The sequence below is a fragment of the Pseudomonas sp. FP453 genome, from assembly GCF_030687495.1.
GTDB lineage: Bacteria > Pseudomonadota > Gammaproteobacteria > Pseudomonadales > Pseudomonadaceae > Aquipseudomonas.
The window spans coordinates 3,891,774-3,904,624 of sequence record NZ_CP117435.1; the positions used below are offsets into that span (position 1 = coordinate 3,891,774).

The 12,851-nt window shown below is 62.7% G+C and carries 8 protein-coding genes and 1 pseudogene; 1 reads left to right on the plus strand and 8 read right to left on the minus strand.

Annotated elements, in window-relative coordinates:
* Nucleotides 1-11: 11 nt before the first annotated feature.
* Nucleotides 12-905, plus strand: a complete 894-nt coding sequence (locus PSH87_RS17460; protein ID WP_305430424.1) for an aldose 1-epimerase — start codon at nucleotides 12-14, stop codon at nucleotides 903-905.
* A 73-nt stretch (nucleotides 906-978) separates the two neighbouring features.
* Here PSH87_RS17460 and PSH87_RS17465 read toward each other — a convergent pair.
* The 8 genes and pseudogenes from PSH87_RS17465 to PSH87_RS17500 form a co-directional block, all read right to left on the minus strand.
* Nucleotides 979-2,113: pseudogene (locus PSH87_RS17465) on the minus strand (HlyD family secretion protein).
* The gene (locus tag PSH87_RS17470; protein ID WP_305430425.1) at nucleotides 2,110-3,753 is read right to left on the minus strand and encodes an MFS transporter; all 1,644 of its coding nucleotides are present in this window, start codon (nucleotides 3,751-3,753) and stop codon (nucleotides 2,110-2,112) included. The pseudogene PSH87_RS17465 and the gene PSH87_RS17470 overlap by 4 nt, the downstream one beginning before the upstream one ends.
* Before the next feature lie 918 nt (nucleotides 3,754-4,671).
* Nucleotides 4,672-6,150, minus strand: a complete 1,479-nt coding sequence (locus PSH87_RS17475; RefSeq protein WP_017735458.1) for a DASS family sodium-coupled anion symporter — start codon at nucleotides 6,148-6,150, stop codon at nucleotides 4,672-4,674.
* A gap of 229 nt (nucleotides 6,151-6,379) precedes the next feature.
* Nucleotides 6,380-7,750 (minus strand): hybrid sensor histidine kinase/response regulator, encoded by a 1,371-nt coding sequence (locus PSH87_RS17480; RefSeq protein WP_017735457.1) that lies wholly within the window; start codon nucleotides 7,748-7,750, stop codon nucleotides 6,380-6,382.
* A complete protein-coding gene (gene ercA, locus PSH87_RS17485) occupies nucleotides 7,734-8,897 on the minus strand; it encodes an alcohol dehydrogenase-like regulatory protein ErcA (protein ID WP_017735456.1) in 1,164 nt (387 codons plus the stop codon). Before ercA ends, PSH87_RS17480 begins: the two co-directional genes overlap by 17 nt.
* A gap of 128 nt (nucleotides 8,898-9,025) precedes the next feature.
* Nucleotides 9,026-9,097, minus strand: a complete 72-nt coding sequence (gene pqqA / locus PSH87_RS17490; RefSeq protein ID WP_020289857.1) for a pyrroloquinoline quinone precursor peptide PqqA — start codon at nucleotides 9,095-9,097, stop codon at nucleotides 9,026-9,028.
* A 241-nt stretch (nucleotides 9,098-9,338) separates the two neighbouring features.
* Nucleotides 9,339-10,859: an aldehyde dehydrogenase family protein gene (locus tag PSH87_RS17495; protein WP_017735455.1), complete on the minus strand. Its 1,521-nt coding sequence runs from the start codon at nucleotides 10,857-10,859 to the stop codon at nucleotides 9,339-9,341.
* Between the two features lie 121 nt (nucleotides 10,860-10,980).
* Nucleotides 10,981-12,756: a PQQ-dependent methanol/ethanol family dehydrogenase gene (locus PSH87_RS17500; RefSeq protein ID WP_305430427.1), complete on the minus strand. Its 1,776-nt coding sequence runs from the start codon at nucleotides 12,754-12,756 to the stop codon at nucleotides 10,981-10,983.
* Nucleotides 12,757-12,851: the final 95 nt, after the last annotated feature.

Consider the following 12,851-nt stretch of genomic DNA (forward strand, 5'->3'; position numbering starts at 1 on the left):
GGATAGCCCTGATGATCGAACTCCAAGACGCCCTCACCCGCCTCACCCTGGCCCCCGCCATTGGCGGCAGTATCGTCAACTGGCAGGTCATCGCCAGCGGCCAGCCGTTGCTGCGCCATAGCGATGAACACGCCGTGAACACGGGCCTCCCGGGCAAGCTGGGCTGTTATCCCCTGGCGCCCTGGTCCAACCGGATTGCCGAGGGCGGTTTTGACAACCCCGATGGCTGGCTGGCGCTGTCGGCCAACAGCCTGACCGACCCGTTGCCGATCCATGGATCGGCCTGGCAACAGGCGTGGCGAGTGGTCAGCCAGTCGGTGGATGAAGTGGTTCTGGAGGTGATCTGCGACACGCCGTTTGCCTATCGCGCCGAGCAACGGTTTCGCTTGAATAACGGCGAGCTGAGCATCGCATTGACGGTCACGCATCTGGCCGAAAAACCTGCATGGCATGGCTTGGGATTGCACCCGTATCTACCGCGCCAACCGGGTACGCGGTTACAGGCCAAGGCTTCGCAGGTGTGGCTGAGCGATGCTTCGAAACTGCCTACGGGCTTGGCGGAGCTACCCGCAGGCTGGGATTTCCAGCAGCTCAAGGCCTTGCCTGAAGGCCTGGTGGACAACGGCTTTTGCCAGTGGGATGGGCACTGCCGAATCGAACAACCGGAGCTGGGTTATGCTTTGGAGTGCCAGGCCAGCGGTGCGGATTATTTCCTGCTGTATTGCCCGCCTGGGTTGGGGTTCTTTTGCATCGAGCCGGTGAGTCATCCGGTGAATGCGCATCACCTGCCGGGGAGGCCGGGGTTGAAGCTGCTGGAACATGATCAGTCGGTACACCTGACGTTCAACCTGAAATACATTCCAACTGTGGGAGCTGGCTTGCCTGCGATAGCGGTACATCAGTGACAGATGTGTCAACTGACAGAAAGCTATCGCAGGCAAGCCAGCTCCCACAGTTTTGATCTCTGTTGTGTCAGGGTCAGGGTGGGCTGTTCTTGAGGCGCCCTGCGGTATCGATACTGACCACCACCGACAACCCCGGCCTCAACCGCTCACTCTGCTCCTGGTCGGGGTCCACCGTAATCCGCACCGGCACGCGCTGGGCGATCTTCACAAAGTTGCCGGTGGCATTGTCCGCCTGCAACCATGGCTGATGGAGTCGGCCGGCGAGCGAATGCAGTGAGAAATTGCGTGTGGTTCAATGCATCCACGGTGAACGTCACCGGCTGGCCGACCTGCACATTGTCCATCTGGGTTTCTTTCATATTGGCGATCACCCACAACTGCGGCGGCACCAGCGCCATCAGCTGCGCGCCAGAGTTGACGTAGGCGCCGAGGCGCACGCCAATCTGCCCCAGCTGGCCGTCACGCGGCGCGGTGATGCGCGTGTTGGACAGGTCGATCCGCGCCAGTTCCACCGCTGCGTCGGCACTGGCCACCGCCGCTTCCAGGGAGCCGCGATTGACGATCACCGTCTGCAGATCCTGCCGCGCGATTTCCAGGCTGGCCTGGGCTTGCGCGACCGCGGCGATGGTCTGCGCATTCGCCGCACGGGTCACGTCCAGCTCGCGCCGGGACACTGAACCATCGCTGATCAGCTCTTCATTGCGGCGCAAGTCGGCGGTGCTTTTGCGCGCCTGCGCCTCGCTGTCCGCCAACGCCGCCTGGCGCAGCTTGATGGTGGCTTTGGCGCTGTTGCGCTGCTGCACCACATTGGCCAGCGACGCCTTCTGCACCGCCAATTGGGCCAGTGCCTGGTCCAGGCGCTGCTTGTAGATCCGATCATCGAGGCGCACCAGCAGGTCGCCAGCCTTCACGTACTGGAAATCCTGCACCGGCACTTCAAACACATAGCCGGCGAGCTGTGGCCCGATGATCGTCACCTGCCCGCGCACCAAGGCGTTTTCGGTGGTTTCCACCGCACTGCTGAACGGTGGCAATTGCCACGCATAGAGCACGATCAGCACGCCGACCACGGCAATGGCGGCAAAGCCCAGGGACGAGAGAATGCGCACCCGCAACGGTCGCAGTTCGGTGGGCACCGCACCGGGCGGTGTGCTGCCTTCCGGGGTCGCGGCGATGGCGGTAGTGGTGGTGGTTGAAGGTTCGGTCATTGAGGTGCGCCGCTGGGTTGAACGGGAGTGGCTGCTTTCGTGGTGCTCATCAGCCACAGACTGCGGATAAAGATCCAGATCATGGTCAGTATCGCGATGATCGCGATCAGCATGAAGACATCGTTGTAGGCCATTACGTTCGCTTCACGGGTGGCCGCGGTGGCCAGGCTGCGGATACCCATGAGGTTGCGCAACTCCGGGTCGGCAATCACCCCGCCATAGGCCGAGCCGCCGCTCGACACCCGCGCGGCCACACGCGGGTCAAGCAGGCTCAGGTGTTCGACGATCATGCTCGAATGAAACTTCTCGCGCACGATCTGGAACGTGCCCAACAGCGCCGCGCCCATCAGGCCGCCGAGGTTCTGGCAAATGCCGAACATCACCGAAAAACTCACCAGGTTGCGCGGGTTGGTCAGCACGTTCTTGGTGCCCAGCACCATGGTCGGCCCGAGGAAGAACGTGCCGCCGAAGCCTAGCAGGAACTGGCTGATATACAGGTTCTGCGGGCGGGTCAGGTTGCTGGAGAAGCTGTCCATCACCGACCCCGTCGCCATCAGCGCCAGGGAAATCACCAGCGGCATCAACAAGTGCGCCGGGTTGATCGTCAACGCGCTGACCGCCAGCCCCGCGATCGCCCCGGCCAGCATCACCACGTACAACGTGTGCATCTGCTGGTAACTCATGTTGAGCATTTGCATGAACCCCACCGCGCCGGTGGACTGCTCGGACAGCACCATGCGGATCAGGATCACCGCCAACGCCAGGCGGATCATCACCCCGCTGCCCAGCCAACGGGTCATCAGCATCGGGTTGGCGCGGTTATGCTCGATGGCCAGGCCAGCCATGATCAGCACCAGGGAACAGGCCGAGGCCACGCCGATCCACGGCGCTTCCAGCCACCAGTCGATCCGTCCCAGGGACAACACCGCACACAACAAGGCGACGCCGGTGGCGAGGATCGCGAAGGTCAGAAAGTCGAGTTTTTCAAAGGTCTTGAAGCGGTCACCGGGCGGCAACTTGAGCAGGAACACACAGCCGAGGCAGATCAGCGCCATGCCCAGTTCAAACAGATACAAGCCGCGCCATTCGGCGATTTGCAGCAAGTCTTCGGAGAACAACCGCGCCAGCGGCAAGGCCAGCTGCGCCGTGCCCAAGCCCAGCACCAGCGCCTTCAAGCGCCACTTGGCCGGGAACGCCTGGATCATGTAGTACAAGCCCAGCGAACTCAGCGCTGCCCCGACCATGCCGTGGGCCGCCCGCACGGCGATGGCCGAGCTGAGGTCGTTGACGAACAAATGGCCGAAGGTCACCAGTGCGTACAGCACCAGGAACACCTCGGTAAACGCGCGCAGGCCGAACTGCTGGCGGAACTTCACCAGCAGCAGGTTCATGCACACGTTGGTCATGACATAGGCGGCGGGCAGCCAGGCCATTTCGGCGGTGGTCGCACCGAGGGCGCCTTGCAGGTATTGCAGGTTGGCGATGACCAGCGCGTTGCCGAGGCCGCCGGTGATTGCCACAAGAACGCCCACCATCGCGAACAGCCAGCGCTTGTGCGTGGGGTGCAGCGGCGTCGACGGCGAACCGGGCAGGCTCGGGCGCTCGTGGGGCTGCCAGGTGCGGGGGGTGTAGTTGTTCATTCGATGACCTAGATGACCCGACGTGGGGTGTCGGTAAAACCTTACTCAGAGCGTAGTAAACCTGAGGGGCGGTTATCTTGCCATCTTGCGGCGGATTTTCTGTGGGAGCTGGCTTGCCGATGATTGAGGTCTATCGGTGTACATATCCGTTTTTTGGGTAACGGCCACCTAGGGTTCCGCCCTTACGGCGGCTCACTTTGGAAAAGCCCCAAAGTAAGCAAAACGCTCTTGCCCCAACACTCGGCACCTCGCCCAGGCTCGGTGTGCCCGTAATCCGACATGGATTTGGGGGGCCGCCGCCACGCGCCATCCATGGCGCGGGGCGGCTAAACCGGCATCCCTGCCGGTTTACCCCCCAAATCCATGCCGAATTCCGGCCAGCGTGTTTAACGGGGCGCCTAAGATCAAAATCAAAAGCAAAGCGAGGCGGCCTAGTAGCCGACCTGATCGGTGAAGCGTGCGCGTTCCCCTGTGGGAGCTGGCTTGCCTGCGATGGCATCAACTGGGTTTGTCTGATGTACCGAGGTGTCTGCATCGCAGGCAAGCCAGCTCCCACAGTTGCCGGTTCCCACAGTTAAATGGTGAACGACAAGACAAATACCGGTCGGCTCTAAGGCCGCCGCGCTCTGGCTTTTGATCTTACTTGCCCCGTCAAACACGCTGGCCGAACGCAGGCTTGAATCCGTGGGCAACCCGGCAGGACGCCGGGTTAGCCGCACTGGGCCATGGATGGCCCATTGCGGCGGCCCACGGATTCAAGCCTGCGTTCGGGCACACCGAGCCTAGGCGAGGTGCCGAGTGTTGGGGCAAGAGCCCTTTGCTTACTTTGGGGCTTTTCCAAAGTGAGCCGCCGTAAGGGCGGAACCCTAGGTGGCCGTTACCCAAAAAACGGATATGTACACCACTACTCCAGGGCCCTCAAATCCACCCCAACCAACTCCAATAAGTCGCGGCAAACACCAACATCAACCCATACCCAATCAGCGTCACCAAAATCCCCACCTTGGCAAACTGCCGCGCCGTAAACGTCCCAGTCCCCAAACACACCATATTCTGCGGTGCATTGATCGGCAGGATAAACCCGTAGCTCATCACAAACCCCAACAGCATGGTCATGCCCAACCGGCTGAAATCCCCCGGCAAGGTCTGCAACACCGCAATCAGGATCGGCAACAACGCCGAGGTCAACGCCGTAGCACTGGCAAACCCCAAGTGGATCAGAATCAAGAACGCCCCCAGGATCGCAAACACCCCCAACGGCCCCACCTGATCCAACCCGGTATGCGCCACCACCGTAGCCCCCAGCCACTGCCCAGCCTGGGTAGTAAGCAGCGCCGTCCCCAGGCTGATACCCACACCAAACACAATCACCGTGCCCCACGGAATCCGCGACTGCACATCCTTCCAGGTCATCACGCCAAGCCCCGGCAACAGCAGGAACACCAACCCGGCGTAGGTGGTCGAGGTAGTGTCGAAGTTATGCAGGCGCCCTTCCGTGGCCCAGGCCAGCAGCAACACTACCGACACGCCCAGCAGGCGCTTCTGCGGCCCGGTCATGGGACCGATGTCCACCAATGATTGGGCCACCGCCTCTTTACCGCCGGGGATGCTATCGGTCTCCGGCGGCAGCAGCTTGAGCACCAGAAACAGCAACACCGCCGACATGATCAACGCCCACGGCGCGCCCGCGATCAGCCAGTCGATCCACGACACGCGCTGGCCGAGCATCTTGTCCATAAAGCCGACGGTCAGCAGGTTCTGCGCGGCGGCGGTCTGGATGCCAACGTTCCAGATGCTGGTGCCCTGGGCCACGACGATCATGATGCCGGCGGCGATGTTCGAGCGCTTGTCGACGCCAAACGCCGCGATCACGCCCATCATGATCGGCACCACACAGGCACTGCGCGCCGTGGCGCTGGGCACGACAAGGCTGAGCAGAATGGTCACGGCAATCGCCCCCAGCAGGATGCGCCGGGTGCTGGTGCCGACCCGGCTCAACGTCACCAGGGCAATGCGCCGGTCGAGGCCGGTATGGGTCATGGCCGCCGCGATAAACAGCGCGCCCGCCACCAGCGCCAGCGCCGGGTTGGAAAACCCGGTCAACGCCATGCTGATGGCCGGGCTGGTGCCGATCAGATGTGTGGGGTCTTGTAGCGACGGCGCCGTGCCCAGCAGGAACGCCATCAGGGAAGTGATCATGATCGCGCTGGCTTCATAGGACACCGCCTCGGTGATCCACACCACCACGGCAAACGCGAGAATCGCCAGCATGCGATGCCCGGCCACCGGCAAATCGGCGGGCAGCGGCAACAGCAGCACTCCGGCCATCACCAGTACGGCGACGACCAGGCCCAGGGGGAGTTTGAAGGATGGGGCGGTTGTTGCGGGGGCGTTCATGGTGGGCTCCGTCAGCCTTTGAATCAGGCGGCAAGCATGGCGCAAATTGCCGCACTCCGTGTTGACGGGTATCAATCGCTCCCATTCTGAACCTGACACACATCCAACTGTGGGAGCGGGCTTGCCCGCGATGGCGGCGGTTCAGTCAATGAAAGGGTGACTGATACACCGCCATCGCAGGCAAGCCAGCTCCCACAGGGATTGGGTTTACACAGCAAGATCTGCGGATTCAGCTGAGCAGTTGGCTCAGTACAGCCCGGAGCTTCCCGGGCTTGACCGGCTTGTTCAGCAACGGCGCTTCCAGCCGGCGCAAGGCACGGCGGCACTGGTCGGTGCGGTCCGCAGTGATGATCACCGCAGGGATGTTGCAGGCGAAGTGCTCACGCAGATGCTTGACCACCGCACAGCCCACCACCCCGTGATCGAGGTGATAGTCCGCAAGGATCAGCTCCGGCACCCTGCCCTGCAACGCCGCCAGCGCGCCCGCCTGGTCGGTGGCGGTGAGCACTTCGCAGCCCCACTGCTCGAGCAGCGCGCTCATGCTTTCGAGGATGCTGACTTCGTTGTCGATCACCAGCAAACGCCGGCCCGGCAGCGGGTTGCCGGTGCTCGGTTGCGCCGGCAGTTGGCTGATCGCCTCGGGCATCTCGGCGCTCAGCGGCACTTCGATGCTGAACATCGAGCCCCGCCCCGGCCAGGAGCGCACGGCAATCGGATAACCAAGGATCTCGGCAATCCGCTCGACAATCGCCAGGCCCAGCCCAACCCCCTTGCGATCCGCCGCGCGGCCGACGTCGAGCTGGTTGAACTCGAGGAAGATCGCCTCCAGCCGGTCTGCCGCAATCCCGCGCCCGGTGTCCCACACCTCCAGGCGCAGGCAATCACCGCGACGTCGCGCCCCCAGCAGGATGCAGCCCTCATCGGTGTAGCGGCAGGCATTGCTGAGAAAGTTGCGCAGGATCCGCGTTAACAGCCGCAGGTCCGTGCGCACCGCGTAATGCCCGGTGTGCACCCGCAGATTCAACCCGGCCGCCTGGGCCACCGACTGGAACTCCGAGACCAGCGGCGCAAACACTTCATCCAGGCGATACAGGGCCACATCTGGCTTGACCGCCGCTTGGTCGAGTCGCGAGATATCCAGCAAATCGGTGAGCAAGTCCTCGGCGCCTTCCAGCGCCTGATGCGTGCGCTCCACCAGCACCTGTTCGACGCTGGGCAACTGGCGCTCACGCAAGGTGGCGATCAACAGGCGCGCGGCATTCAGCGGTTGCAGCAGGTCGTGGCTGGCGGCCGCAAGGTATTTGTCCTTGCTGCGGTTGGCGGCCTGGGCGGCGTCACGGGCGTCGCGCAGGTCCTGTTCGATCTGCTCACGCTGGGCGATCTGCTGTTGCAGATTGTGGTTGGCCTCCAGCAGTTCGTCGGTGCGCGCGGCGACGCGCTGCTCCAGCTCGTCGTTGAGGCGGATATAGCGCTTGCGCTCGGCCTCCAGTTCATCCAGCCGCGCGGTCAGTTCCGGGTAATGGCTCTTGCGCGCCGACTGGTCGCCCAGCCCCAGCAGCGCCGACAGTGCGCGCTGCGGGTCGTCAGAGTGCTTCGCCATAGACGACCTCGACGTCACGCTGGCTCGACGCGCGCGGGTTGGTGAGGATGCACGGGTCATCCATCGCATGCTCGGACAGGAACGGAATGTCCGCCACACGCACCCCATGCAGACCAAGGGTTTCATGGAAGCCAATCGCATGCTTCAACGCGATCAGATGGTCCACCAGACGCCCGCAGATCTGCCGGTGATTGAGGCCGCGACAGTCGATGCCAAACGTCTCGGCAATCACCTTGAAACGCTCCGGCGCCGAGCTGTAGTTGAACGCCACCACATGCTCCACCAACACGGCGTTGCACAATCCATGGGGCAGATCGAGGAAGCCGCCGAGGCTGTGGGACATCGCATGCACCGCGCCCAGGATCGCATTGGAGAACGCCAGCCCGGCCTGCATGCTGCCGAGCATGATCTTCTCGCGCAGGGCAATGTCCGTGGGGTTGGCGATCATCTGCACCAGATTACCGTTGATCAGGCGCATCGCTTCCAGCGCATGGGGATCGGTCAGCGGGCCGTGGCCGGTGGAAACAAACGCCTCAATGGCATGCACCAGCGCGTCGATGCCGGTACAGGCGGACAGGAACGGGTCCATGCTCGCCGTGGTTTCCGGGTCGATCAGCGACACATCCGGCACCACCGCCTTGCTGACGATGGAGAATTTCATGCGTTCCTGCTGGTTGGAGATGATCACGAATTGCGAGACATCCGCCGAAGTGCCGGCTGTGGTGGGGATCAGGATCAGCGGCGGGCTGGGCACGCGAATGGTGTCCACGCCCTCGAATTCAAGGATGCTGCGCCCATGGGCGACCACAATGCCGATGGCCTTGCCGCAGTCCATCGGGCTGCCGCCGCCGATGGCGACGATCACATCACAGTGGTTTTCACGGTACACCTCGGCGCCGGTCATCACTTCCTCAACCCGAGGGTTGGGCGACACGGCGGAGTACAGGCAGTAGTCGATGCCGATGGCTTGCAGGCTGGCTTCCACATCGGCGACCCAACCGGCGGCGATCACCCCGGGGTCGCTGACCACCAGCACCTTGCGCGCGCCGAAGGTCTTCGCGTAATTGCCGACGTTGTGCCGGCAGCCGGCGCCAAAGATGATTTCAGGAGAGACGAATTTACGCAGGAGGCTCAGGTTTGGGCTCATTGGAAAGCCTGTTCTTATTATTTTGGAAGAATGCGCTCCACACTAACCGATCCTTGGGCGATTGCAATCAGACCAAAGAGTCATCTTCCATGCAGCACCGGCCAGCACGAGGCTGGCCGGAGGGTCGATCAACGGCTGGCGAAGTACATGGTCACTTCAAAGCCGATACGCAGGTCGGTAAACGCGGGTTTTTTCCACATGGGGCGTTCCTCTTGTTGTGCCGGGAGATTCCGGTTGGGTCATTAATGCATGGGGGGCCGGGGGGGCGAATGCTACTTTCGAAGGAGTTGGCGCAGTGCAATGGTCTCAGACACACAGGGATCCAAATGTGGGAGCTGGCTTGCCTGCGATAGCGGTGGGTCAGCTACAAACTTGTAACTGATACACCGCCATCGCAGGCAAGCCAGCTCCCACAGGGGATTGCATTTCAAGTCTGCAGGGTTAGAAGAAGCCCAGCGGATTGATGTCGTAGCTCACCAGCAGGTTCTTGGTCTGCTGGTAATGATCCAGCATCATCTTGTGATTCTCACGCCCCACCCCCGACTTCTTGTACCCCCCAAACGCCGCATGCGCCGGATACAGGTGATAGCAGTTGGTCCAAACACGCCCCGCCTTGATCGCCCGCCCCATGCGATAAGCACGGTTGATATCACGTGTCCACAACCCAGCACCCAAGCCAAACTCGCTATCGTTGGCAATCGCCAGCGCTTCAGCTTCATCCTTGAACGTAGTCACCCCCACCACCGGCCCGAAGATCTCCTCCTGGAACACACGCATTTTGTTGTGCCCCTTGAGCAACGTCGGCTGGATGTAATAGCCGCTGGACAAATCACCCTCCAGACGCTCTGCCGCACCGCCAGTGAGCAACACCGCACCCTCTTCCTGGGCAATTTTCAGGTACGAGAGAATCTTGTCGAACTGCTGCTCGGACGCCTGCGCCCCAACCATGGTTTCCGTGTCCAGCGGATTGCCGCGCTTGATCTTGACGATCTTCTTCATCACCTCGGCCATGAACGCATCGTAGATCGACTCCTGCACCAGCGCCCGCGACGGGCAGGTGCACACTTCGCCCTGGTTGAAGAACGCCAATACCAAACCTTCGGCAGCCTTTTCGATGAACGCAGGCTCGGCCTGCATGATGTCTTCGAAGAAGATGTTCGGCGACTTGCCGCCCAGTTCCACGGTGGACGGAATGATGTTCTCGGCCGCCGCATGCATGATGTGCGCGCCCACCGGGGTAGAACCGGTGAAGGCGATCTTGGCGATGCGCTTGCTGGTGGCCAACGCCTCCCCCGCTTCGCGGCCAAAGCCTTGCACGATGTTCAGCACGCCCGGTGGCAGCAAATCATTGATCAGCTCGGCAAACACCATGATCGACAGCGGCGTCTGCTCTGCGGGCTTGAGCACGATGCAGTTACCCGCGGCCAGCGCCGGGGCGAGTTTCCACGCGGCCATCAGCAGCGGGAAGTTCCACGGGATGATCTGCCCGACCACACCCAGCGGCTCATGGAAGTGATAGGCCGCGGTCAGTTCGTTGATCTCGGCGGCGCCGCCTTCCTGGGCACGGATGCAGCCGGCGAAGTAGCGGAAGTGGTCAGCGGCCAGGGGCACGTCGGCGTTGAGGGTTTCGCGCACGGCCTTGCCGTTGTCCCAGGTTTCGGCGACGGCCAGCACTTCGAGATTCTGCTCGATGCGGTCGGCGATTTTCAGCAGCACCAGGGAGCGGTCCTGGGCGCTGGTCTTGCCCCAGGCATCGGCGGCGGCGTGGGCGGCGTCGAGGGCTTTTTCGATGTCGGCGGCGCTGGAACGCGGGAACTCGGCGATGACTTCGCCGGTGACCGGCGAGGTGTTGGTGAAGTAGTTGCCATCGATCGGTGCGACAAACTCACCGCCGATGTAGTTGCCGTAGCGCGCCTTGAAGCTGACGATGGCGCCAGGGGTGCCGGGTTGTGCGTAGATCATGGTGAGGCCTCTGTCGGGGTCCGGGCCTGTCGGTCAACAGGCGATGAGCCGATAGTAAAGAGCCCCCGCTGCCGGGCGTATGCGCCGTTGGCAGGGGGGCTATGGTCATTTGGTCGTAGAACTAGTGCTTGGCCACCAGCTCCTTGGGCAACTTGAAGGTCCAGAGCATGCCGCCCTGGTTGAAGTCCTTGACGCGCTTGGCCACTTCACCGCCCCACAGCGGCACCGCGCCGCCCCAGCCGGAGACCACCGAGACGTATTGCTCGCCATCCATGTCCCAGGTCACGGGCGAACCGAGTACGCCGGAACCGGTCTGGAATTCCCAGACCTTCTCGCCGGTCTTCGCATTGAACGCCTGCAGGAAGCCTTCCGGCGTGCCGGTAAACACCAGGTTGCCCTTGGTGGTCAGCACCCCGCCCCACAGCGGCGCAAAGTTTTTGTGGCGCCACACTTCCTTGCCGGTCTTCGGGTCGATGGCGCGCAGCACGCCGATGTAGTCCTCGTTCAGCGGCTTGATGGTGAAGCCCGCACCGAGGAACGCCGCGCCTTTCTTGTAGGCGATGCCTTCGTTCCAGATGTCCATGCCCCACTCGTTGGACGGTACGTAGAACAGCCCGGTGTCGCGGTTATAGGCCATCGGCATCCAGTTCTTCGCACCGAGGAACGCCGGCGCGACGAACACCGAAGTGCCCTTGGTTTCACTGCCCGGCGCACCGGGGCGGCTGGCTTCGTTGTAGATCGGCCGGCCGTTCTTATCCAGGCCGGTGGCCCAGGTGATCTTGTCCACGAACGGGAAGCCACGGATGAACTTGCCGTTGGTGCGGTCCAGCACGTAGAAGAAACCGTTGCGGTCGGCGGTGGCGGCGGCTTTGATTTCCTTGCCGCCCTCGCTGTAGTTGAACGAGATCAGTTCGTTCACGCCGTCAAAGTCCCAGCCGTCGTGGGGCGTGCTCTGGAAGTGCCACTTGATGGTGCCGTCGTCCGGGTTCAGCGCCAGGCGCGAGGACGAATAGAGGTTGTCGCCCGGGCGCAGGTGCGAGTTCCACGGCGCCGGGTTGCCGGTGCCGAACAGCAGCAGGTTGGTTTCCGGGTCGTAGTAGCCGCCCAGCCACGGCGCCGCGCCGCCGGTCTTCCACAGGTCGCCGGGCCAGGTCTTGCCCGCTTCGCCGCCGGAGATGCCGTTCTCCACCGCCTTGCCGTCCTTGTACACGTAGCCCATATGGCCTTCGACAGTCGGGCGGCTCCACAGCAAGTCGCCGTTTTTCGGGTCGTAGGCTTCGATCTTGCCGACCACGCCGAACTCGCCACCGGCCACGCCGGTGATCAGCTTGCCGTTGATCACCAGGGGCGCGGCGCTGATGGAGTAGCCTTCCTTGTGGTCGGCGACTTTCTTGCTCCACACCACTTTGCCGGTGTCCTTGTTCAGGGCCACCAGCTTGGCGTCGAGGGTGCCGAAGAACACCAGGTCGCCGTACAGCGCCACGCCCCGGTTGATCACGTCGCAGCACGGGCGGATGTCGTCGGGCAGGCGCGCGTCGTATTGCCAGAGTTTCCTGCCGGTGCGCGCATCCACCGCAAACACCCGCGAATAGGAACCGGTGAGGTACATCACCCCGTCCTTGACCATCGGCTGCGCCTGCTGGCCGCGCTGTTTCTCGCCGCCAAAGGAAAACGCCCAGACCGGGCGCAGTTCCTTGACGTTGTCGACGTTCAGCGTGTCCAGCGGGCTGTAGCGCTGGCCCTGCACGCCGAGGCCGTTGGTGACGATCTGCTCGGGATTTTTCGGGTCCTGGAGAATGTCCTGGTCGGTGACAGCGGCCAAGGCCTGGCCGGATAACAGGATGGCACCGAGCAACACACTCAAGGCGAAGGGTTGGCGGCGTGCGGGTTGGGTCATGACGGCTACCTCTGCGGTTTTTTGTTATACCCGGGAAATTTTCCCGATCTGCTGCAGATTCTTGGGCGCAGGGGCAGTTGTCACAATTGACCGCA